17 protein-coding genes are annotated in these 22,586 nt (G+C 73.9%); 10 read left to right on the top strand and 7 right to left on the bottom strand.

Annotated elements, in window-relative coordinates; translation table 11 throughout:
• Positions 1-20: 20 nt before the first annotated feature.
• From ACLJPL_RS30135 to ACLJPL_RS30115, 5 genes are all read left to right on the top strand, one after another.
• On the top strand, positions 21-1,775 hold the full coding sequence (locus ACLJPL_RS30135; protein WP_411084113.1) for an FAD-dependent monooxygenase: 1,755 nt from the start codon (positions 21-23) through the stop codon (positions 1,773-1,775).
• Positions 1,776-1,807: 32 nt separating this feature from the next.
• Positions 1,808-1,894, top strand: a complete 87-nt coding sequence (locus ACLJPL_RS30130; RefSeq protein ID WP_311307652.1) for a putative leader peptide — start codon at positions 1,808-1,810, stop codon at positions 1,892-1,894.
• 73 nt (positions 1,895-1,967) lie between these two features.
• Positions 1,968-2,621, top strand: a complete 654-nt coding sequence (locus ACLJPL_RS30125; RefSeq protein ID WP_411084112.1) for a cysteine dioxygenase — start codon at positions 1,968-1,970, stop codon at positions 2,619-2,621.
• A 119-nt stretch (positions 2,622-2,740) separates the two neighbouring features.
• Positions 2,741-3,166, top strand: coding sequence for a rhodanese-like domain-containing protein (locus tag ACLJPL_RS30120; protein WP_411084192.1), 426 nt, complete (start codon positions 2,741-2,743; stop codon positions 3,164-3,166).
• 222 nt (positions 3,167-3,388) lie between these two features.
• On the top strand, positions 3,389-4,039 hold the full coding sequence (locus ACLJPL_RS30115; RefSeq protein ID WP_411084111.1) for a hypothetical protein: 651 nt from the start codon (positions 3,389-3,391) through the stop codon (positions 4,037-4,039).
• 117 nt (positions 4,040-4,156) lie between these two features.
• Here the strand turns inward: ACLJPL_RS30115 and recX are convergent, their stop codons facing one another.
• Positions 4,157-4,927, bottom strand: coding sequence for a recombination regulator RecX (gene recX / locus ACLJPL_RS30110; protein WP_411084110.1), 771 nt, complete (start codon positions 4,925-4,927; stop codon positions 4,157-4,159).
• Between the two features lie 3 nt (positions 4,928-4,930).
• Positions 4,931-6,061: a recombinase RecA gene (gene recA, locus ACLJPL_RS30105; protein ID WP_411084109.1), complete on the bottom strand. Its 1,131-nt coding sequence runs from the start codon at positions 6,059-6,061 to the stop codon at positions 4,931-4,933.
• A 716-nt stretch (positions 6,062-6,777) separates the two neighbouring features.
• On the opposite strand from recA, the gene ACLJPL_RS30100 reads away from it, so the two are divergent.
• Positions 6,778-8,367 (top strand): S8 family peptidase, encoded by a 1,590-nt coding sequence (locus ACLJPL_RS30100; protein ID WP_411084108.1) that lies wholly within the window; start codon positions 6,778-6,780, stop codon positions 8,365-8,367.
• A gap of 309 nt (positions 8,368-8,676) precedes the next feature.
• Positions 8,677-11,607: an AAA family ATPase gene (locus ACLJPL_RS30095; protein WP_411084107.1), complete on the top strand. Its 2,931-nt coding sequence runs from the start codon at positions 8,677-8,679 to the stop codon at positions 11,605-11,607.
• A gap of 150 nt (positions 11,608-11,757) precedes the next feature.
• Here ACLJPL_RS30095 and ACLJPL_RS30090 read toward each other — a convergent pair whose 3' ends face one another.
• Complete coding sequence (locus tag ACLJPL_RS30090) at positions 11,758-12,948, bottom strand: AI-2E family transporter (protein WP_411084191.1); 1,191 nt, start codon at positions 12,946-12,948, stop codon at positions 11,758-11,760.
• Positions 12,949-13,273: 325 nt separating this feature from the next.
• Entirely contained in the window at positions 13,274-13,468 is a 195-nt protein-coding gene (locus ACLJPL_RS30085; RefSeq protein WP_411084106.1) for a DUF3046 domain-containing protein, read from the bottom strand.
• Between the two features lie 80 nt (positions 13,469-13,548).
• On the opposite strand from ACLJPL_RS30085, the gene ACLJPL_RS30080 reads away from it, so the two are divergent.
• Complete coding sequence (locus tag ACLJPL_RS30080) at positions 13,549-14,463, top strand: hypothetical protein (RefSeq protein WP_411084105.1); 915 nt, start codon at positions 13,549-13,551, stop codon at positions 14,461-14,463.
• Between the two features lie 56 nt (positions 14,464-14,519).
• On the opposite strand, the gene ACLJPL_RS30075 is transcribed toward ACLJPL_RS30080, so the two are convergent.
• From ACLJPL_RS30075 to ACLJPL_RS30065, 3 genes are all read right to left on the bottom strand, one after another.
• The gene (locus tag ACLJPL_RS30075; protein ID WP_411084104.1) at positions 14,520-14,825 is read right to left on the bottom strand and encodes an AzlD domain-containing protein; all 306 of its coding nucleotides are present in this window, start codon (positions 14,823-14,825) and stop codon (positions 14,520-14,522) included.
• Positions 14,822-15,661, bottom strand: a complete 840-nt coding sequence (locus ACLJPL_RS30070) for an AzlC family ABC transporter permease (RefSeq protein WP_411084103.1) — start codon at positions 15,659-15,661, stop codon at positions 14,822-14,824. The genes ACLJPL_RS30075 and ACLJPL_RS30070 overlap by 4 nt, the downstream gene beginning before the upstream one ends.
• 136 nt (positions 15,662-15,797) lie before the next feature.
• Positions 15,798-16,655 carry an AraC family ligand binding domain-containing protein gene (locus tag ACLJPL_RS30065; protein WP_411084102.1) on the bottom strand — a complete coding sequence of 286 codons (858 nt, stop codon included), beginning with the start codon at positions 16,653-16,655 and terminating at the stop codon, positions 15,798-15,800.
• Positions 16,656-16,756: 101 nt separating this feature from the next.
• Here ACLJPL_RS30065 and ACLJPL_RS30060 point away from each other — a divergent pair, with 101 nt between their 5' ends.
• Positions 16,757-21,478: a DEAD/DEAH box helicase gene (locus ACLJPL_RS30060; RefSeq protein ID WP_411084101.1), complete on the top strand. Its 4,722-nt coding sequence runs from the start codon at positions 16,757-16,759 to the stop codon at positions 21,476-21,478.
• Positions 21,479-21,665: 187 nt separating this feature from the next.
• Complete coding sequence (locus ACLJPL_RS30055; protein ID WP_411084100.1) at positions 21,666-22,517, top strand: Fpg/Nei family DNA glycosylase; 852 nt, start codon at positions 21,666-21,668, stop codon at positions 22,515-22,517.
• The last annotated feature ends 69 nt before the right edge of the window (positions 22,518-22,586 follow it).

Here is a 22,586-nt window from a genome sequence, read left to right as displayed (position 1 = left end):
CGGGCCGGAGGAGACGCGCCGTGGACCCGGTGATCGTCGTCGGCGCCGGACCCGTCGGTCTGACGCTGTCGCTGGCCCTCGCCGCCCAGGGCGTCCCGAGCGTGCTCCTCGACGAGGGGCCCGGGACGGAGGAGGCGCGTCTCGCCCGTACGGTCGTGCTGCGTGAGGACACCGCCGATCTGGTGGAGCGCCTCGGCGCCCCCCTGGACGACGACGGGCTGCGGTGGAGCGGGTGGCGCTCGATGCGGCGGAAGCAGCTGGTCCGCGATGTGCCGCTGGGTGCGGACGCCGAGGATTCCGGTTACGGGGACGCGTCGCCGCTGCCCGCCCCCCTCCACGTTCCGCAGCACGCGCTGGGCGCCGCCCTGCGCGCGGCGGTCGCGGCGGCTCCGCTGGTGGAACTGGTGCCGCTCAGCCGCGTCGACACCCTGGAGCAGGACCGCGACGGCGTCACGGTGCACACCAAGGGGCCCGGTTCGACCTGGTGGCGCGGCAGCTATCTGGTCGGCTGCGACGGTGCCCGGTCGACCGTGCGCAAGCTCCTGGAGATCCGGTTTCCCGGTCGTACGGCGGTGGAGCGGCACGCCGTCGCCGCACTGCGGGCCGAACTGCCCTGGCCGGACGAGGCCGTGCTCCACCGGCAGCCGCCGTGGCGCACCGGGGGCGAGGAGGTCAGCGCGCGGCCGCTGCCGGACGGCGTCTGGCGGCTGGACTGGCTGCTTCCGCCGCGCGGCGAGCTGGTCACCCCGGACGCCCTGATCACGCGCATCCGGGACACCCTCGCCGGCTGGTGCGGCGAGACCCCGCCGTACGAGCTGCTGGACACCGGCGTCCACACGCTGCACCACCGCCTCGCCCGGCGCTGGCGGGTGCGGCGGGCCTTTCTGGCGGGTGACGCGGCGCATCTGCTGGGGGCGCTCGGGACCCAGGGTCTTGACGAGGGGATCCGGGACGCCGAGAACCTGGCGTGGAAGCTCGCCCACGCCTGGCACCACAGCGGCGGCGACCAGCTGCTCGACAGCTACCAGGCCGAACGCCGGGCCGCCGTGGCCGCCCGGCTGCGCGCCGCCGATCAGTCCCTGCCGATACTGCGGGGCGGCGGCGGGCTGCGGACACTGGTACCGGGCGCGGCGCGGGGCCACGACACCCTGCTCGCCGATGGCCACCTGGGGTGTGGCGCTCTCGGCGCGCCCCCTTCGTACGCGTACTCCCCCCTCGCACCACCGCACGCCGAGGCGCACACGACGGTGGGCACGCCCCCCGGTGCGCCGGTCACCGATGTACGGGTGACCGCGCCGGACGGGACGGCGGTACGGCTGCGCGAACGGCTCGGGCGCGGACACCCTCTGGTGATCCTGGTCGCACCCGGCACCGGGGTGTGGGACCGGCGGCACTGGCTGACCGCCGGCATCATGCCGCGCCTCGTGGAAGCCGTGGAGGCGCTGCCGGTCACGGCGGAACTGCTGGTCACGGAGAGCTATCCGGGCGCATCGGCCCATACCGTCCTGCTGGTGCGGCCGGACGGACACCTGGTGGCCGCCTTCGCCGGCGTACGGCCCGCCGAGCTGTTCGCCGCCGCGCGTGCGGCGTTGGGCAGTGCGCCGGGGGCGTCGGCCGACTCCGGCTCCGAGTCGGGGTCCGACTCGGACTCGGACTCGGACTCCGGCGCGACGGAGCGCGAGGACGGGGAGGGCGGCGCGGGCCGGCGGGGGACGGCGCGCGCGCCGGGGCCCCGCGAGCGGGTTCACGCCGACCGGACCGCCAGGATCAATTGACCCTCAAGGGCGCGCATGGTGTACTCCAGATCATGACCGACACCGATGTGCGCCTGTGGCGGAGGGTCCATATGGACCTCCTCCGTTACGCGGGCTGCGTGTGTCGCCCGTCCTGCTGAATCGCCCTCCTCTGCCGGTCCGTGCCGTTTTCCGCACGGCCGGGACTTCGCGCGAACCCTCAGGACGGTCTCCGTGTCTTCCCCCTCTCCCGCCGTACCCACGGCTGGCTCTCCCGCCGTGCTCTCGGCTGCTTCCGTGCCCTCCCCCGCCGCTTCGCCCCCTCCTCCCGCCGCTGCCGGGGCCTCCGCTCCCACTGTCTCCGCGCGGGTCGGGTCGGCCCGTGCCGCCTCCCCCGGCCCCACGGTCGCGGAGCTGCTCGACTTCGTGCGCCGCGCCGCCGAGGACCCGGCCCTCATCGCCTCGCTCCCGCTCGATCCGGAGGGCCGTACCTGGGTCCGGCTCGAGGGGCCCGGTGGCAGCGAAGCCTGGCTGATCGGCTGGCCGCCGGGGACCGGGACGGGCTGGCACGACCACGCCGACTCGGTCGGCGCCTTCACCACCGCGTCCGGCGCCCTCAAGGAGCACTCGCTGGCCGTACGGCTGCCCACCGACGGCTGGAAGACCCTGGAGCTGAACGAAGGGGTGGACCGGTCACGGGTGCTGGCGGCCGGTCAGGGCCGGGCCTTCGGGCAGAACCATGTGCACGAGGTCCTCAACGAGTCCGACAGCGTGCATGCCGTCTCCGTCCACGCGTACTACCCGCCGCTGCCGCGGATCCGCCGGTTCAGCCGCACGGGCGCGGTCCTCCGCCTGGAGCAGACCGAGAGCCCGGAGGACTGGCAGTGAGCGACGACGACCGGGCCGGGGCTGACCGCGTGGGCGCTGCGGAGCGGCTGGTCACCACGGAGCGGGCGGACGCCACAGAACGGTCAGGCGCCTCGGAGCGGGCGGACGCCTCGGAGCGGGTGGGCATCGACGAGCTGCTGGAGCGGGTCCGGGCCGGTTACGACCGGATCGGCCCGCGCGAGGCGGCCGCGGCGGCGACGGGCGGGGCGCTGCTGGTGGACATCCGGTACGCGGCCCTCCGGGAGCGGGACGGGCTCATCCCCGGCGCGCTGGTCGTGGAGCGCAACGAACTGGAGTGGCGGCTCGATCCGCAGGGCAGCCACCGCGCCGCCGAGGCGGTGAGCCACGACCTCCCGGTCGTCGTCATCTGCAACGAGGGGTACGCGTCGAGCCTCGCGGTGGCGTCGCTGCGCCAGCTCGGGCTGCACCGGTCCACCGACCTGATCGGCGGCTTCCAGGCGTGGCGCGCGGCAGGGCTCCCGGTGGTGGCCCCGGCCGAGGCCCCCGGCTCCGATGACGGGGCCGGCACCGACTCCGGCGGCTGACGCCGGGCTTCAGGGGGAGGGGGTGGCCACGGGCGTGACGTGGCCACCCCCTCCCTTGCTTCTGGTTCGCTTCCGACCGGCCGCTGACCCGCTTCTGAGGGGGACGCGCCCGCTCCAGGGTGGCAGGACGCACCCGAACGCCGCATTCCAGTAGAGCCAACGCTGTGCGCGACCGACATTCGCCTCATACAGAGGACCGAAATGTACGGAGATGACGCACCCATGGCGACCCCTGTCCTCACCCCCGACCGGCTCGACGCCCAGGCGTCCCGGCTGCACGACACACAGGCGTGGCAGCAGATCGTCTCGGGGTGGGAGCGCACCGCCCCCGAGCCCGCGCCCTCCCCGGCGGAGCACCCGGAACCGGCCCGCGCGCGGCCCCCGGCTCCGGACCGGCCCGCCGACTGGCGGAGCCTGCTGTCCGTCCCCGTCGACCGGCTCATCGAGGACTCGCTACGGGCGCTGCCGACAGCGCCTCCCCCCGAGCGCCCGCTCCCCGGCCGGCTGGGGGCGGTCCTCCCCGACCGCGTCCACGCCTGGCGGCGGGTCGGGCAGGCCGATGTGAGACCTTCCGTCCACCTCGGCTACGCACGGCAGATCCTGACCGAGTGGGGCTGGCAGAACACCCCGTACCGGCTGCGCAACGCCCGTGGGGCCCGCTGCATCTGCGGTGCGATGATCACCGCGCACCGGCTCGGCTACGGCTCCCCCGCCACCGTGGACCGAGCCGGCGCCTGGCTGATCACCGAGCTTCGCTCCCACGGGTGGCCGGGGCTGATCGGCCCCTGGAACCGCGCCCCCGGTCGCACCGCCGCGGACGCGCTGGCCCTCGTCGACGCCGCCGCCCGCCGCGCGTCCCTGGCCGGACACTGACCGGCGGTCCCGACCGCTTCCCCGGCTCCCCCGCGCCGCCCGCCGCCCCCGCCACTCCTTCGCCGTCCTCGGAGGGGGCTCGCCCCTCCTCCCCGGAAAGGGGCTCGTCCCTCTTCTTCAGAAAGGCTCGTCGAGGCCCTCCGTGTCCTCGCCTTCCTCCTCCAGCGCCTGGCGGACCACGCGCAGGGCCATGCCCTCCCCGTATCCCTTGCGGGCGAGCATTCCCGCCAGGCGGCGCAGTCGCTTGTCGCGGTCCAGGCCCCGGGTGGAGCGGAGCTTGCGGGCCACCAGCTCCCGGGCCGTCTCCTCCTCCCGCTCGGCGTCGAGCTGCCCGACCGCGTCATCGATCACGGACGATTCGACGCCCTTGGTGCGCAGCTCACGGACGAGGGCGCGACGGGCGAGCCCCCGGCCGTGGTGCCGGGACTCCACCCATGCCCCGGCGAACGCCGCGTCGTCGATCAGCCCGACGTCCTCGAAGCGCGCGAGGACTTCCTCGGCGGCCTCGTCCGGGATCTCCCGCTTGCGCAGGGCGTCCGCGAGCTGCTTGCGCGTCCGCGGCGTACCGGTGAGGAGGCGCAGACAGATGTTGCGCGCCTGCTCGACCGGATCGCGCGGCTCCCCCTTGTCCCGCTGGTCAGGCGACTCCCCCTTCTCGGCCCTCGACGAAGAGGGGGAGCCGCTGCTCCTGGTGCCGGAGCGGGCGCGGCGGCCCGCTCCTTCGCCGAACCCGCCGCCCGAGCCCGCTCCCCCGCGTGAGCGGCGCCCGGACCGCCCCGGGCGACCGGTCCCCGGCTCGAAGGCGGACCCGCCATCGGGTCCGTCCACGAATTCGGGGCCGCCGCCGGGCTCCTCGGGGCTTCCCGGCCACTCCGTACGACGTGTCACGGCCTAGCTCTTGGCCGCCGCGGTCTTGGCCGGCTTCGCCTTGGCGGCCGCGGCCGTCACCGGCTTCGCCGCACCGTCCGCCGCCGCGCCCTCGGGCGCCGCCCCGTCCGCGGCCGGCTCGGTGGACGCGGCCTCCGGCCGGACACCGACACCCAGCTTCTCCAGGATCTTCTTCTCGATCTCGTTGGCGAGATCGGGGTTGTCCTTGAGGAAGTTACGGGCGTTCTCCTTGCCCTGGCCGAGCTGGTCGCCCTCGTACGTGTACCAAGCGCCGGCCTTGCGGACGAAGCCGTGCTCCACGCCCATGTCGATCAGGCCGCCCTCACGGCTGATGCCCTGGCCGTAGAGGATGTCGAACTCGGCCTGCTTGAAGGGCGGGGCGACCTTGTTCTTGACGACCTTGACGCGGGTGCGGTTGCCGACCGCGTCGGTCCCGTCCTTCAGCGTCTCGATCCGGCGGATGTCGAGGCGCACCGAGGCGTAGAACTTCAGGGCCCGGCCACCGGTCGTCGTCTCCGGGGAGCCGAACATCACTCCGATCTTCTCGCGGAGCTGGTTGATGAAGATCGCGGTGGTCTTGGACTGGTTCAGCGCGCTGGTGATCTTGCGGAGGGCCTGGCTCATCAGACGGGCCTGGAGACCCACGTGCGAGTCGCCCATCTCGCCCTCGATCTCCGCACGGGGCACCAGGGCCGCGACGGAGTCGATGACGATCAGGTCCAGGGCGCCGGAACGCACCAGCATGTCGACGATCTCGAGGGCCTGCTCACCGTTGTCCGGCTGGGACAGGATGAGGTTGTCGATGTCGACGCCGAGCTTCTTGGCGTACTCGGGGTCGAGGGCGTGCTCGGCGTCGATGAACGCCACCGAACCGCCGAGCTTCTGCGCGTTCGCCACGGCGTGCAGCGTCAGCGTCGTCTTACCGGAGGACTCCGGTCCGTACACCTCCACCACGCGGCCGCGCGGCAGACCGCCGACGCCGAGCGCGACGTCGAGGGCGGTCGACCCCGTGGGGATGACCTCGATGGGCTCGTTCGGCCGCTCGCCGAGGCGCATCACCGCGCCCTTGCCGAACTGTCGTTCAATCTGTGCGAGTGCGGCGTCCAACGCCTTCTCGCGGTCGGTTCCTGCCATGGGTTCCACCCGATTTGCTTGAGTCGATCGCTTCACGTCAATGACGCTAACCCCTGCCACTGACAATGGGCCTCGACGTCCTCCCGGCCTGTGGACAACTCCACGGTCCGGCCCGGAGAAACCCGGCCGGAATCCATGAGAATGGATGTTCGATTTCGGTGTCAAGCGCACCACGCGGGCCGCTCGACCCATTGCCCCGTGTCACCGATCTGTGACCACGTGCCATCGGCCCCCGGGCCACCGGATGCGCTCGGCGATCTCCTGATCGCCGGCGACGTGCGGGGAAGGACTCGCGAGGTGGCTGCTCCGCCGCCGGGTGTTGCGAGCCCGGCGGTCGAGTGCGGCGTCGAGGAGGCGGGAGCCGGGGGGCGTCGAACCCCTGCGCGTCGGCCCCTCCCCCTGGGCGCGGCCACGCGGCCAACTCCCTCGCCGGTCACAGCCCTTGTTCGTTCCGCATCGTGGGCCGGCCCCGGAACGGTTGGGTACTCCTACGCATTGTTCGACCTGCCCCCAGGGCTCGATTCTTCCTGAGGTGGCGGTGGCTCCGCCCCTCGTGCATCCGCCAGGCCCCCCAAGCTCGGCATCCGCCGTACGAGAACGATGTCCCACCGTCAGGAGCCGCCGCCGTGCCCCTTCCTTCGGCCGTGCCCGGTGCTCACCGGGCACGGTCCCTGCCGGACCGCAGCCGGTCCGGCCAACCCCTCAGGAGGAATCGCATGGTGTCTCAAGCTGCGGTGTGGCGTATCGCCACTGCCGCGTGTGCCGTGGGCGCGCTGATCGCCGGCGCGAGTACGGCCGGAGCGGCGCCCACGCCCCCGCCCGGCGAAGGCCGCATCCTGGGCGCCGACCGCGCCGGCGCGGTGCCGGGCGCGTACATCGTCACCCTCAAGGACTCGGTGGCCCGGGGCGATGTCGACAGGACGGCGAGATCCCTCGCCGGGCGGCACGGCGGCAAGGTCGGTCACACCTACACCGCCGCGCTGCGCGGCTTCTCCGTGAAGGCGGACGAGGGGCAGGCCCGGCGTCTGGCCGCCGATCCCTCCGTCGCACGGGTGGAGGCGGACGGCGTCGCGTACGCCCTGGACACCCAGAACGACCCGACCTGGGGCCTGGACCGCATCGACCAGCGTGACCTGCCGGGCGACCGGAAGTTCACGTACCCCAACACGGCCTCCAATGTGACGGCCTATGTGCTCGACACCGGGATACGCACCTCGCACCGGGAGTTCGGCGGCCGGGCGGTCAGCGGCTACGACTTCATAGACAACGACTCCGTCGCCCAGGACTGCAACGGGCACGGCACTCACGTGGCGGGCACGGTCGGCGGCGCGACGTTCGGCGTCGCGAAGGCCGTGAAGCTCGTGGGCGTACGGGTCCTGAACTGCCAGGGCTCCTCGGGCTCCACCTGGGCCCCGGTGCTGGCCGGGATCGACTGGGTGACGAAGAACGCGGTCAAGCCCGCGGTCGCCAACATGAGCATCGGCGGCGGGCGGACGTCCTCGGTGGACGACGCGCTGGCCAAGTCGATCGCCTCCGGCGTCACCTACGTCGTCGCCGCGGGCAACGACGGGGCCAACGCCTGCAACACCTCCCCGGCGGCCGTGCCGAGCGCGGTGACGGTCGGCGCGACCGACAGCCGCGACGCCCGGTCGATCTGGCCGAGCGGCAAGTCGTCCAACCACGGCACCTGCCTGGACCTGTTCGGCCCCGGCTCCGACATCGTCTCCGCCTCCCACCAGAACGACACCGGCTCCCGGTCCGACGGCGGCACCTCCATGGCGTCCCCGCACGTCGCGGGTGCCGCGGCCCTGCTGCTCTCCGCCAACCCGTCCTGGACGCCCAAGCAGGTCCACGACCGGCTGATCGCCGACGCCACCCCGAACAAGGTGACCGACGCCAAGACCGGTTCGCCCAACCGCCTGCTGTACGTCCCGAACGACGGCACCACGCCTCCGCCCACCGGCAAGACCTTCGAGAACACCATCGGCTACCCGATCCGGGACAACGCGACCGTCGAGGCCCCCATCACCGTGAGCGGCGTCACGGGCAACGCCCCCGCGACGCTGTCCGTCACGGTCGACATCCGGCACACCTTCCGCGGCGACCTGCGGGTCGACCTGGTCGCCCCTGACGGCGGCGTCTTCCGGCTCAAGGACTACAACGCCAACGACAGCGCCGACGACGTGCGCGGAACGTACACCGTGAACGCCGCCGCCAAGCCCGCGGACGGGACCTGGAAGCTGCGGGTGAGCGACAACTGGGTCAACGACACCGGCACGCTGAACTCCTGGTCGCTGAAGTTCTGACCGGGCCCGGGAGTGCCGCCGCCTTCCCGCGCACTTCCGGGAGGATTCCTCCGGACCGCCGGTGGTCCATGGTCCCGAACCCTGGTGGACCCCGGTGAATCCGGCCGGTGAGATCTCTCCGCGTACCTCACCGGCCGATGGGGGGGACGTCTGCGGCGCCCGCACATGCGCCGCAGGCGTCACTCCTCATTCCCCACCGTCGCGCCCCTTTCCACCACCGTCGCGAAGAGCCATCATGAGGCCGCCGGGCGGCCCGGCCGAACCGCCCGCCCGTCATGCCCATGCTGCCCACGGGTGCGGAAGGAAGCCGTGAACGCCGACCCGCCCACCCCTGCCTCCGGCGTCCTGATCGGGCGCTCCGCGCTGTTGGACGACCTGTGCCCACAGCTCGACCGCCGGCCCGCCGTCGTGGTGATCACCGGTGAGGCGGGGGTGGGCAAGAGCCGGCTGGTGCGCGAACTCCTCGCACGCACACCGTCGCCGGGCCCTGCCGCTCTTCTCGCACGGACGCCGTCGCCGGGATCCGTCGCTCTCCTCGCCCGCTGCCAGGAGTCGGACGCCCCCTTCCCGTTCGCGCCGCTCATCGAGGCGCTGAGCCGCTGCCAGCCCCTTCCGACGCACCTGACACCGGTGACCGGGGCCCTGCGCGGGCTGCTGCCCGAGCTCGCGGACCGCCTGCCGCCCGCTCCGCCCCCACTGGGCGATCCGCCCGCCGAACGCCACCGCGTGCTGCGGGCCCTGAGCGCGTTGACAGCGTCCCTGGGGAGGGTCGTACTGGCCGTGGAGGACCTCCAGTGGGCTGACGAGGGCACCCGTGACTTCCTCCGTACGATGATCTCCGACCCGCCGCCGCACCTGGGCCTCGTGCTCACCGCGCGCAGCTCCGCCGAGTCCGGCGAGGGAGCCGGCCCGCTTCCCTTCCCGCTGCGACCGCCGGGCCACACCACGGTGGTCGAGCGTCACGTCGCCCCCCTGTCGGCGGCGGAGACCGGTGCGCTGGCCGCCGGCCTGGCCGGTGCGCGGTCGGTCCCGGAGGAGTACGCCGCCCGCCTGCACCGGTGGACGGGGGGCCTGCCCTACGTGATCGAGGAGCTGGTACGCGGGTGGCCCGGCTCCACGGGGTGCCTCGCCGGGACAGCGGGGACGCCCGAACCCCCGTTGCCTCCGTCCGTACGCCGTGGGGTGGCGGGGCGGCTGCGTCACCTTCCTTCGGACGCGCGGCAGGTGGTCGCCGCGGCGGCGGTGCTCGGTGAGCCCGCTCCCGTACATCTGCTGGGGGCCGTCGCGGGGCTGGACGAGCAGGCGACCCGCAGCGCGCTCGCCGCGGCTCTGAAAGAAGGCGTCGTCGGAGCGAACGGCGGCTCGTACGCCTTCCCTTACGACCTGGCGCGCACGGCCGCGTACGAGGCGGTCGCCGAACCCGAACGGCCCGTCCTGCACCTGCGTGCGGCGCGCGCCCTCGCCCGGCAGACCAGTCCGTTCCCGCTGGTGCGGATCGCCGAGCACTACCGCCTGGGCGGCCGCTCTTCGCAGGCGGTGCGCTGTCTGGAGGCGGCGGCGGACCGGGCGGCGAGGGGCGGGGACGCCGGTACCGCCACGGCCCACTACCTCGACGCCCTGCGCGGCGGCCCCTCGGCCGCCGTCCGCGACCGGCTCGCGCTGAAGCTGGCGCGCGTCGCGCTGAACGCCCGGCCCGGCCCGCGCGTGCCCGCCGCCCTGCGACAGGTACTCGACCAGTGCTCCCTGGGCCCCGGACCGAGCGGTGAGATCCGCCTGCTCCTGGGCCTGCTGCTGCGCAACCAGTCGGGCTCCGGTCTTGAGGCGCTGGAGGAGATAGCGCGCGCGGTTCCCGATCTCCTCGCCGTGTCGACGGGGCAGGCCGCACGGGCGCTGGCGATCATCGCCATCCCCTCCCTCAAGGGCTGGCCGGTCGGCGAGCACCGGCGTCTGCTGGCCGAGGCCGAACGGCTGCTGCCACAGATCGACGACGAGGACCTCCGTTCGACCGTGCTGGTCAACCGCGCCACCGCCCTGGCCCTGATGGGCGACCCGTCGGCCCGGGCTGCCGTGGCCGATCTGCCCGCCACCCTCACCGGCGAGGCGGCGGCGAGGGTGCACGCCAATCTGGCGGGGGCCGCCACGGCCCTGGGCCACCCGGAACGGGCCCGGGCCTTCCAGACCCGCGCCCGGCAGGCCCTCCGCACGAACCACGCCCCCTATCTCCAGGCGTTCGTCGAGACCACGGACCTGATCACCGCCTTCACCGGCGGCCGGTGGACAGGGCTGCTGGAGCGGGCCGAACGCGCCGAGGAGCAGTACCGGGACGTCCCCGACTTCCACGCGGAGGCCCTCCTGGTCTGCGGGCTGCTGCGCCTGCACACCAAGGGGCAGACGGATGTGGCGCGTCGCCTCCTGGAGAGGGCCGTCGACACGACCGCCCTGGACACCGGCATCGTGCTGACCTCCGCCGCGGCCGCCGCGGTGCGCGTCCATCTGGCCGCCGACCGCCCCCCGCAGGCCGTCCAGGCGATGGAAGGGGCTCTGCGCCACCTCCGCCGTACGGGGGCCTGGGTCTGGGCGACGCCCCTGGCCCCCCAGGCCGTGGAGGCGCTGATCCGGTACGGCCGGCCCGAGGAGGCCCGCCGCCTCGTCGGGGAGCTGGCCGAGGGGATCACCGACCGGGACGCACCGGCCGCCCATGCCGCCCTGCTGACCTGTCGGGCGCTGCTCACCGCCCCGCCCGCCGCCCCGCAGACCGCGAACGGCGGGGCGGCGGGCGGGGCGAACGGCGGAGCGACGGCGGCCGGGGCCGAGCCGCTGTACGCGGCGGCCGGGGAAGCCTGGGCGGCGTTGGAGCGGCCCTACGAAGCGGCGTACGTCACAGAGGCGTGGGGGCGCACGCTGCTGGCCGCCGGAGCCGCGGACGGGCGCACTGTTCTGCACGAGGCGATCGCGGCCTACCAGGACCTCGACGCCGTATGGGACGTGCTGCGCTGTCAAAGGGGGCTGCGCGACCACGGCCTCGTCACCGTCCGCCGGCCCGGCGCGCTGGGGTACGGCGACCACCTCTCGCCGAGGGAGGCGGCGGTGGCCCGGCTGGCCTCGCTCGGCCTCTCGAACCGCGAGATCGCGCGGGAGCTGGTCCTGTCGCACCGGACGGTCGAGCACCATGTGGCACGCGCCCTGCGGAAGCTGGGGGTGTCGTCCCGTACCGAGATCGGCTCGCAGATCGGACTCTGAGGGGCCGTGGGAAGCCGTGGGAAGCCGTGCGCGCCCGCGCGACGGTGCAGGTCACGGGTCCGTCAGCGACCGGCCCGGGCGATCGGCGCGGAAGTCGTCGCGGTCGCCCCGGTCGGCGCGGAAGTCACCCCCGTCGCCTCGGCGCGGGAGTCAGCCCTCGGTGCGGCTCGGCAGCGTCCCGCCGGGTGCGCCGTCCGCTCCTCCAGCCCCTCGGGGGCCCGCGCCGCGGCCAGGGCCGAGCAGCCCGCGACGTATCCGGGAGAGCAGCGACTCCCCGCGCAGTCGACGGGAGCCGCCGTGCACCCGGGGGTCGTCGGTGACGTCGTACCGCTTCACGTACGCGCCGAGGAACGCCTGGAGCGTGGCGACGGCGGGGATCGCGATCAGCGCGCCGACCGCGCCCAGCAGAGCCGTGCCCGCGACCACGGAGCCGAAGGCGACCGCCGGGTGGATGTCGACGGTCTTGGCGGTCAGCTTGGGCTGGAGGACGTAGTTCTCGAACTGCTGGTAGACCACGACGAATCCGAGCACCCACAGGGCGTACCAGGGGTTGACCGTGAAGGCGATCAGCATGGGCAGGGCGCCCGCGAGATACGTGCCGATGGTGGGGATGAACTGGGAGACCAGTCCCACCCAGACCGCGAGCGCCGGGGCGTAGGGCACGCCGAGGACGACCAGCAGGATGTAGTGCGCGACGCCGGAGATGAGCGCCATCAAGCCGCGCGAGTAGATGTATCCGCCGGTCTTGTCGACCGCGATCTCCCAGGCGCGGAGCACTTCGGTCTGCCGGGACGGCGGCAGTACGGAACACAGCGCGCGCCGCAGCCGGGGCCCGTCCGCCGCGAAGTAGAAGGAGAACAGGAAGATCGTCAGCAGCCGGAACAGCCCGCCGAGGACGGTGGTGGAGATGTCGAGCACCCCGGTCGCGCTGTTCTGGACGTACTTCTGCAGCCAGTCGGAGTGCAGCAGGCTGTCCTGGACCTCGACCCGTGAGAGATCGGTGTGGAAGGTCTGGTTGACCCAATTGATCACCGAGTCGATGTACTTGGGGAAGTCGTCGACCATGGTGACGATCTGGCCCGCGAGCATCGATCCCAGCAGGACGACGAACCCTATGCCGAAGATCAGCAGGCCGATGAAGACCAGGAACGTGGCCAGCCCGCGGCGCATGCCGTGGGCCGACATCCGGCCCACCGCCGGCTCGATGGCGAGCGCGAGGAAGAACGCGATCAGCACGTTGGTCAGCAGCCCGATGAGCTGGTCGAAGGCCCAGCTGCCGATCTGGAAACAGCCGTAGAGAGCCAGGGCCAGCACCAGGGCGCGCGGCAGCCAGGCGGGCATGCGGGCCGCGGGTCCCGTACCGGACGGCGGCGCGGGAGGCGCGGTCGGCGGGACGGGCGGGGTGGTGGAGGCTTGGTCCGGGGCGGTCTCGTCTGTCGATGACACGGGACAAGTCTCGCCTACGCCACTGACAGCCGGTTCCCCGCCCCGGTCGGGCGGTGACCGGGGCGCCGCGCGTCGGCGGGAAGGCTCGTCAACATCAGCGCTCACCGGCGGGGCATCCATGGACGTCAACGCTCGTCGGGAGGGAACCCGTGAACGTCAGCGCTCATCGGCCGAGACATCCGAGGACGTCAGCGCTCGTCGACAAGCAGACCTGTGGCCGTCAGCGCTTGTCGGCGGGGACGTCCATGGAAGCGCAGACCACACGCCAGACGTCCTTGGCGTCCCAGCCGGCGTCCAGCGCCTGGTGCACCGTACGGCCGCCGAGTTCGGCCATCACATGGTCACGGGCGAAGGAGTCCGCGTACACCGCACCGAAGTGGTCCGCCATCCGCTCCCAGAAAATCGTCAACCGCATGCCACCAGTATCGCGCTCCTGAGAGTGCAGCCGGTCCGCCGGGCATGTGCCAGGGCCTCTTTCCCCTCTACGGTCGGTCCATGGCTGGAACCGGAGCACATCCCCTCGCCCGCGCCGAGCACTTCATCTGGCTCACGGCCCGGGTCCTCGAACAGCGGAGGTTCGCCCATCGCTTCCTCGACGGCGATCCGGACCCCGTCGAGACGGCGCTCGCCGCCTACCGGAACGAGGACGGCGGCTACGGCCACGCGCTGGAGCCCGATCTCCGAGGTCCGGTCAGCCAACCGCTGCACACCGCCCACGCGCTCAGCGTTCTCGATGCGATCGGCCGCTGCGACGGACCGCGCGCGGAGCGGATCTGCCGATACCTGAGCGACGTGTCGACAAAAGAAGGCGCGCTGCCCGCACTGCTCCCTTCGCAACGCGGCTATCCCGCCGCACCGTTCATCCCGATCGTCGACGACCCTCCGGCCGAACTGCTGTCCACCGGCCCGATCGTCGGCCTGCTGCACCGCAATCAGGTGTGGCACGCCTGGCTGTTCCGGGCGACGGACTTCTGTTGGAGTGCCGTCGACGTCCTGGCCCGGTCCCACCCGTACGAGATCGAGGCCGCGGTGGCCTTCCTGGACGGGGTGCCGGACCGGCTCCGTGCCGAGCGGGCGGCGGACCGGCTCGGCCGGCTGGTGCGCGAACAGCGGCTCGCGGTGCTGGATCCGTCGCGCCGGGCGGAGTACCCGGTGGCGGCGGGCTACGCGCCGAGCGAGCACCACTTCCCGCACGACTACGCCCGTACGCCGACGTCCCTGGCCCGCCGCTGGTTCACCGACGAGGAGCTGGAGCGCTCGCTCGACCATCTGGCGGCCGAGCAGCAGGAGGACGGCGGGTGGCCGGTGAACTGGCGGCAGTGGGCGCCGGGCACCGCCTTGGAGGGGCGGCCCCTGGTGACGCTCAGGGCCCTGGAGACGTTGCGGTCCTACGGCCGTCCACTGGGCTGACGGGACCGGCCTCCGGTCCTCCGCCGGGCTGACGGGACCGGCCCCTCGGCCCGTCCTCAGCCCAGCGCGCGCACGCCCGCCGTGACGACGACCGCCGCGCCGACGACCACCAGGAAGGGGGCGCGCAGGACCAGCGCGAGCCCCGCGGCGGCGAGCCCTGCGGCCCGTGCGTCGAGGACGATCTGCTGCCCGTCGCCGAAGGTCTGCTGTGCGGTGAGGGCGGCCAGCAGCGCCACTGGCAGCAGGGCGGCCATGCGCTGCACGAGGGGCCGCTCCAGCACCCCCGCGGGCACCAGCAGGCCCAGGAGCTTGGCGAGGTAGCAGCCTGCCACGGTCAGGCCGATGGCTATCCAGACGTTCATGAGTGCCGCTCACCCTTCCCCTTCGGAGTTGCCTTCTCTTGAGCGGTCTTCACCCGAGTTGCCTTCTTCTGGTTCCGCCCCATGAGAAAGAGCACGACGGGCGCCGCGAGCGCGGACAGCAGGACCGGCACGCCGGCCGGCAGGACGGGCAGCAACGTCAGGGCCAGCAGCACGGCGAGCCCTGCCGTGACACGTTCGACGGCACTCTTGAGCATCGGTGCGAGCAGCGCGAGGAAGACGGCGGGGCTGGCCGCGTCGAGGCCCCAGGCGTCGGTGTCGCCCAGCGCCTCGGCCCCCATCGCACCCACCAGGGTGGTGAGGTTCCACAGCACGTACAGGGTGAGCCCGGTAACCGTGAAGCCGATGCGCGCCGCTCGCCGGGTGGGCTGGGCGAGGGTGACGGCGGTGGTCTCGTCGATGACCCAGTGCGCGGCGACCGGGCGCACCGCGCGGGGAAGCGCCAGCAACTGGGAGAGCCGCAGGCCGTAGAAGGCGTTGCGGACGCCGAGGAAGAAGGCTCCGGCCGCCGCCGTGTACGGGTTGCCGCCTGCGGCCAGCGCGCCGACCAGGGCGAACTGCGAGGCGCCGGTGAAGACGAGGAGGCTCAGGGCGCAGATCTGGAGCAGGCTGAGGCCGGAGCCGGCGGCGGTGACCCCGAAAGCGAAACCGGAGAGCCCTACGGCGATGCCGACGCCGAGCGCGTCCCGGACGACGGCGGCGTCCGGCTTGCCCGGCCGTGCGTCGGCCGTCGCCGGGCCGGGCGGCGGAGGCCCGGCGGACGCGGATATGGCACCGGTCGCTCCGGCGCTATCAGGAGGTGCTGTCTGTTCTGCCACACGCCGCACGTTACGGGGACGGTTCGGGCCCGGTCTTGTACGTTCTTGCACGCTCACGTCGTCCGTAGGAGCCGCCCAGAAGCCACTCACGAGCCTTCAGCAGCCGCTTCCGGGACACGTCGTCGACACGTCGTCCCTAGGACACGTCCCGCCCGCGCCGGTAAACACCCCGCTCGCGCTGGTACGCGCCGGGCGGCACCCCCACGATCCGGGTGAAGTGCCGGTTGAGGTGCGGCTGATCCGTGAATCCCACTGCGGCCGCGGCATCCGCGGGAGCGACGCCCGCGTCGAGCAGCCGCCTGGCCCGCCGCACCCGGGCGTCGGTGAGCCAGGTGTGGGGCGGCATGCCGTACTCCTTCTTGAAGGCCCTCAGCAGCGCGAACGGGCTGGTGTCCAGCTCGGCGGCGAGCGCCTCCAGGGTGGGCGGCCCCGCCATCCGCCCCTCCAGCACCGCGCGGGCCCGTTCGGCGTCGCGCGCACTCCCGGTCCGGGGCCGCGCGCTGGGCAGGGGGCTGCCGTGCCGGTCGAGGAGCCGGGCGACCAGGACCCGCAACAGGCTGTCGGCCGACAGCGCGTTGCCCTCCTCGGCGGCCCGGTGCACCTCGGTGATCAGCCGGGCGGCGTACGGGTCGGTCACCCGTGCCTCGGCGAAACCCACCGTGCCGCGCAGGGGCGTCACCTCGGCCGCGATGTCGTTGATCACCTGGGCGGAGGGGTACAGCGTGTCGTACGCCCAGCCCTCCGGCTGCCCGGGGCGGGCGGTGTGCGGCACCTCCGGGTTGATCATCACCACGGTGCCCGGAACCGCGTGCACCGTGCCGCCCGGCAGCCCCACGTCCTCCACCCCGCGCGTGACCGCGCCGAACACGTACCCCTCGTGGCTGTGCCGGGGGAACGTGTGGCGGACGTACCTGGCGCGCAGCAGATCGAGGTCGGGCAGCTCCGCGTACTGCCAGTGCCGCGCCCATTCCTCCGTGCCACCTGCTCCCGCCATGCCGCCATTCTCGCAGGTGAGGGCCGTGTGTCTCGGGGTGAGGGGGCCGGCCGTGCGGTGTCGCGGGCCCGTTGTCAGTGGCGGGGTGCACGATGGGGGGCATGACCGGCTCAGCTCTCGACGCCTTCTCGCCCGCGACCCGCAGCTGGTTCGCCGGAGCCTTCAGCGCGCCCACCGCCGCGCAGGAGGGCGCCTGGCGGGCCATCGGCGAGGGCAGTGACGTGCTGGTGGTCGCGCCGACCGGGTCCGGGAAGACGCTGGCCGCGTTCCTCGCCTCGCTGGACCGGCTGGCCGCCGGTCCGCCGCCCGCCGAGGCGAAGAAGCGCTGCCGTGTGCTGTACGTGTCCCCGCTCAAGGCGCTGGCGGTCGACGTGGAGCGCAATCTGCGCTCCCCGCTGACCGGCATCCGCCAGGAGTCGGTGCGCCTGGGCCTGCCGGAGCCCGAGGTGCGGGTGGGCATCCGGTCCGGTGACACCCCGCCCGCCGAGCGGCGCTCCATGGTGACCAGGCCGCCGGACATCCTGATCACCACGCCCGAGTCGCTGTTCCTGATGCTCACGTCCTCCGCGCGGGACGCGCTCGCGGGCGTCGAGACGGTGATCCTCGACGAGGTGCACGCGGTCGCCGGTACGAAGCGCGGCGCGCATCTCGCCCTGTCCCTGGAGCGCCTGGACGAGCTGCTGTCCCGGCCCGCCCGGCGGATCGGGCTCTCCGCGACGGTCCGGCCGGTCGGGGAGGTGGCGCGCTTCCTGTCGCCCCAGCGCAAGGTGGAGATCGTCCAGCCCCCGTCCACGAAAGAGTTCGACCTCTCGGTGGTCGTCCCGGTCGAGGATCTGGGCGAGCTGGGCGGCTCGCCCGCCACCGACGGGGACGCCGCCCAGGCGGAGAAGCCCTCGATCTGGCCGCATGTGGAGGAGCGCATCGCCGACCTCGTCCAGTCGCACCGCTCCACCATCGTCTTCGCCAACTCCCGGCGGCTGGCGGAGCGGCTGTGCAACCGGCTCAACGAGATCGCGTACGAGCGGGCCACCGGCACCGCCTTCGACCCGGACGACCCCGCCCCGGACCTGCTGGAGGTCCCCGCCCTGCCGGAGGCGCACGCCCCCGCCGAGATCATGGCCCAGTCCGGGGCGGGCCGGGGCGCGCCGCCCCTGCTGGCCCGCGCGCACCACGGTTCGGTCTCCAAGGAGCAGCGGGCGCAGGTCGAGGAGGACCTCAAGGCGGGCCGGCTGCCCGCCGTGGTGGCCACCTCCAGCCTGGAGCTGGGCATCGACATGGGCGCGGTCGACCTGGTGGTCCAGGTCGAGTCCCCGCCCTCCGTCGCCTCCGGTCTCCAGCGGGTGGGCCGGGCCGGGCACCAGGTGGGCGCGGTCTCCACCGGAGTGGTCTTCCCGAAGTACCGCGGCGACCTGGTGCAGGCCGCCGTCGTCACCGAGCGGATGCGCGAAGGGGCCATCGAGGCGCTGCGCATCCCGTCCAACCCGCTGGACGTCCTCGCCCAGCAGCTGGTCGCCATGGTGGCCCTGGACAGCTGGCAGGCGGACGACCTGCTGGCCCTGGTCCGCAGGGCCGCCCCGTTCGCCTCGCTCCCCGAGTCGGCGTTCACGGCCGTGCTCGACATGCTCGCCGGGCGCTACCCCTCCGACGCCTTCGCGGAGCTGCGCCCCCGGGTGGTGTGGGACCGGATCGCCGGTACGGTCACGGGCCGCCCCGGCGCGCAGCGGCTCGCCGTCACCTCGGGCGGCACCATTCCGGACCGCGGCCTCTTCGGCGTCTTCCTGGCCGGGGCGGACCCGAAGAAGGGCGGCGGCCGGGTCGGCGAGCTGGACGAGGAGATGGTCTACGAGTCCCGCGTCGGCGACGTCTTCACCCTGGGCACCACGTCCTGGCGGATCGAGGACATCACCCGCGACCGGGTGCTGGTGTCCCCGGCGCCCGGCGTTCCGGGGCGGCTGCCGTTCTGGAAGGGCGACCAGCTGGGCCGCCCGCTGGAGCTCGGCCGCGCGCTGGGGGCGTTCCTCCGGGAGATCGGCGCGCTCTCCGCGGACGACGCCCGGCTGCGGCTGCTCGCCGCCGGACTCGACGCCTGGGCCGCGGAGAACATCCTGGCCTATCTGGACGAGCAGCGCCGGGCCTGCGGTCATGTCCCGGACGACCGGACGATCCTGGTCGAGCGGTTCCGGGACGAGCTGGGCGACTGGCGCGTCGTCGTGCACTCCCCCTTCGGCGCCCAGGTGCACGCACCCTGGGCGCTCGCCCTCTCCGCCCGCCTCGGTGAGCGGTACGGGATGGACGCCCAGGTCATGCACGCCGACGACGGCATCGTGCTGCGGCTCCCCGACGCCGACATGATGGGCCTGGACCTGTTCGACTTCGACGCCCCCCAGACCCCGGACGCCGGGGACACCGGGGCTTCGGGGGCGGAAGGACCGGCCTTCGGAAGCGTGGGGTACGACAGCGAGCAGCCTCCGGTCGGGGCCGCCGACGTCGTCTTCGACCAGGGCGAGGTGCAGCAGATCGTCACGGACCAGGTCGGCGGCTCGGCGCTGTTCGCCGCCCGGTTCCGCGAGTGCGCGGCGCGCGCCCTGCTGCTGCCCCGGCGCTCCCCCGGCAAGCGCACCCCGCTCTGGCAGCAGCGCCAGCGCGCCTCCCAGCTGCTCCAGGTGGCGTCCGAATTCGGTTCGTTCCCGATCGTCCTGGAAGCCGTCCGCGAATGCCTCCAGGACGTCTTCGACGTCCCCGGGCTCACCGAACTGATGGGTGACCTGGAGGCGCGCCGGGTCCGGCTGGTCGAGGTCACCACCCAGGAGCCCTCGCCGTTCGCCCGCTCCCTCCTGTTCGGTTACGTCGCCCAGTTCCTGTACGAGGGCGACTCGCCGCTCGCCGAGCGGCGGGCGGCCGCGCTCTCCCTCGACTCCCACCTCCTCGCGGAGCTGCTGGGCCAGGCGGAGCTGCGCGAGCTCCTCGACCCCGAGGTCCTCACCGAGCTGGAGCGCGAGCTCCAGTGGCTCACCGAGGACCGCAGGATCAAGGACGTCGAAGGGGTCGCGGACCTCCTGCGCGTCCTGGGGCCCCTCACCGACGCCGAGCTGGCCGAGCGGGGGGCCGAGCCGTCCTGGGCGCAGGAGCTGGCGACGACCCGCCGGGCGATCCAGGTCCGGATCGCCGGGGCCGACCACTGGGCGGCCGTCGAGGACGCGGGGAGGCTGCGCGACGCCCTGGGGACCGCGCTGCCGGTCGGCGTGCCCGAGGCGTTCACCGAGCCGGTGAAAGACCCCCTCGGCGACCTCCTCGCCCGCTTCGCGCGGACGCACGGCCCGTTCACCGCCACCCGGGCCGCCGAGCGGTTCGGGCTGGGCACCGCCGTCACGGACGGCGCTCTGCAACGGCTCGCCGCCTCCGGCAGGACCGTGCAGGGCGAGTTCCACCCGGCGGGCATCGGCCAGGAGTGGTGCGACGCCACGGTGCTGCGCCGGCTGCGCCGCCGTTCGCTGGCCGCGCTCCGCCAGGAGCTGGAGCCGGTGGAGCCCGCGGCGCTGGCGTCCTTCCTCCCGCAGTGGCAGCACTTCGGCTCCCACAGTCTGCGGGGCATCGACGGACTGGTCCGCGCCGTCGAACAGCTCCAGGGAGCGCCCGTTCCCGCCTCGGCCCTGGAGAAGCTGGTCCTGCCGAGCCGGGTCCTGGGCTACACCCCGGCGATGCTCGACGAGCTGACGACCACGGGCGAGGTCGTCTGGGCCGGGGCGGGGGCGCTGCCGGGCAAGGACGGCTGGATCTCCCTCTATCTCGCCGACAGCGCACCCCTGCTCCTGCCCGCCCCGCACCCACTGGAGCTGTCAGCGCTCCACGAGTCCCTGCTCACCGCCCTCTCCGGCGGCTACGGCCTCTTCTTCCGGCAGATCGCCGACCAGGTCCGGGCCACCACCCACCCGGACTGCACCAGCCAGCAGCTCGCCGACGCCCTCTGGGACCTGACCTGGTCCGGACGGCTCACCAACGACACCCTCGCCCCGCTCCGCTCGCTCCTGGGGTCCGGGCGGACGGCCGGCTCCACCGCCCACCGTGCCCGGCGCAGCGTGCCGCGCGGGCGGTACGGCTCCCTCACCGCGGCCGCCCGGCCCGCGTCCCGCACGGGCCCTCCCACGGTCTCGGGCCGCTGGTCCCTGCTGCCCCCACGCGAAGCGGAACCGACCCACCGCGCCCACGCCCTGGCCCGCACCCTCCTCGACCGGCACGGGGTGGTGACCCGCGGCGCGGTGCAGGCCGAAGGGGTGGAGGGCGGCTTCTCCGCGACGTACCGCATCCTGGCCGCCTTCGAGGACAGCGGCCAGGCACGGCGGGGTTATGTGGTCGAGGGCCTGGGGGCCGCCCAGTTCGCGATGGACGGGGCGGTGGACCGGCTGCGGGCGGCCTCCACGACCCGCGACCGCCGGGATCCCGGCACCGCGCCCCAGGCCCTGGTGCTCGCCGCGGCCGACCCCGCCAACGCGTACGGCGCAGCCCTGCCCTGGCCGGAGGCCCCGGACGGCGCCGGGCACAAACCGGGCCGCAAGGCGGGGGCGCTGGTGGTCCTCGTCGACGGCGAGCTCACCCTCTACATGGAGCGCGGCGGCAAGACCCTGCTCGCCTGGCCGCCGGACCCCGAAGCCCCGGCGCTCCGAGCGGCGGCGGAGGCGCTGGCCGCGGCGGCGCGCGGGGGTGTGCTCGGCACCGTGACGGTGGAGCGGACGAACGGCGTCTCGTCCCTCACCTCCCCGCTGGGCCGAACCCTGGAGTCGGCCGGCTTCCTCGCCACCCCGAGGGGCCTGCGCCTGCGGGCCTGAGCCCACCGAACCCCACCAGGCCGGACCGCACCCCACCTCCCCGTCCCCGGTCGGGCCCAGCACGCGCCCGACCGCATCCCACCGCCCCTAGTCCCGCCCGCACCAACCACAGCCACCGCACCCGATCCACCGCGCCCCACCGGCCCGACCGCACCCGCCCGAGCGCCGCCGCACCCATCATGGAGGCATGCCCGAAGGAGACACCGTCCTCCAGACCGCCGCCCGGCTGCACACAGCGCTGGCAGGGCGTGTCCTGACCCACGCCGACCTGCGCGTCCCCCGGTTCGCCACAGCCGACCTGACCGGCCGTACGGTCCTCGACGTCACCGCACGCGGCAAGCACCTGCTGACCCGCATCGAGGGCGGCCTCACCCTGCACAGCCACCTCCGGATGGACGGAGCCTGGCGGGTGTACGCACCGGGCGAGCGCTGGCGCGGCGGCCCGGGGCACCAGATCCGCGCCGTCCTCGCCAACAGCGACCACACCGCGGTCGGCTACCGGCTCCCCGTGCTCGAACTGCTGCGCACCAGCGACGAGAGCAAGGCCGTGGGCCATCTCGGGCCGGACCTGCTGGGCCCCGACTGGGACCCCGCCCTCGCCGTGGAGCGACTGCTCGCCGCCCCGGAACGCGCCCTCGGCGAAGCCCTCCTGGATCAGCGCAATCTCGCCGGCATCGGCAACGTATACAAGTGCGAGCTGTGCTTCCTGGCCCGCGTCACCCCCTGGCTCCCCGTGGGCGCGCTTCCCGAGGGCGCCCTCCCCCGGCTGGTCGCCCTGGCCCACACGCTCCTCGAAGCCAACCGGACCCGCCCCACCCGCACCACGACCATCCGCGCCGAACGCCGCCCCCGCCCGGCCGCTCCGGACCCCACGCCCCGGGGAAGGCCCCTCCCGGCCCTCCGGGTGCGGGAGCCGCTGTACGTCTACGGGCGAGTCCGCCGCCCCTGTCTGCGCTGCGGCACCCCGATCCGCAAAGTCGACGAGGAGGACCGGCCCACGTACTGGTGTCCGTCCTGCCAGTCGGGCCCGACCCCCTAGACACCCGGGCCCGACACCGTAGACGTCGAAGGGTCCGCCTACTGGTTGACGACCCGTCAGATACCGCCG

This window comes from Streptomyces sp. cmx-18-6 (genome assembly GCF_046548915.1).
Taxonomy (GTDB): domain Bacteria; phylum Actinomycetota; class Actinomycetes; order Streptomycetales; family Streptomycetaceae; genus Streptomyces.
The sequence above is the reverse complement of the archived record's forward strand: the minus strand, read 5'-3'. Positions and strand labels throughout refer to the sequence as shown.

Coding starts and splice junctions, on each gene's coding strand:
- ACLJPL_RS30080 (WP_411084105.1), top strand. CDS start 13,549: ATGGCTGGAACCGGAGCACATCCCCTCGCCCGCGCCGAGCACTTCATC.
- ACLJPL_RS30130 (WP_311307652.1), top strand. CDS start 1,808: ATGACCGACACCGATGTGCGCCTGTGGCGGAGGGTCCATATGGACCTC.
- ACLJPL_RS30060 (WP_411084101.1), top strand. CDS start 16,757: ATGACCGGCTCAGCTCTCGACGCCTTCTCGCCCGCGACCCGCAGCTGG.
- ACLJPL_RS30100 (WP_411084108.1), top strand. CDS start 6,778: ATGGTGTCTCAAGCTGCGGTGTGGCGTATCGCCACTGCCGCGTGTGCC.
- ACLJPL_RS30090 (WP_411084191.1), bottom strand. CDS start 12,948: ATGCCCGCCTGGCTGCCGCGCGCCCTGGTGCTGGCCCTGGCTCTCTAC.
- recA (WP_411084109.1), bottom strand. CDS start 6,061: ATGGCAGGAACCGACCGCGAGAAGGCGTTGGACGCCGCACTCGCACAG.
- ACLJPL_RS30085 (WP_411084106.1), bottom strand. CDS start 13,468: ATGCGGTTGACGATTTTCTGGGAGCGGATGGCGGACCACTTCGGTGCG.
- ACLJPL_RS30065 (WP_411084102.1), bottom strand. CDS start 16,655: ATGGCGGGAGCAGGTGGCACGGAGGAATGGGCGCGGCACTGGCAGTAC.
- ACLJPL_RS30075 (WP_411084104.1), bottom strand. CDS start 14,825: ATGAACGTCTGGATAGCCATCGGCCTGACCGTGGCAGGCTGCTACCTC.
- ACLJPL_RS30055 (WP_411084100.1), top strand. CDS start 21,666: ATGCCCGAAGGAGACACCGTCCTCCAGACCGCCGCCCGGCTGCACACA.
- ACLJPL_RS30115 (WP_411084111.1), top strand. CDS start 3,389: ATGGCGACCCCTGTCCTCACCCCCGACCGGCTCGACGCCCAGGCGTCC.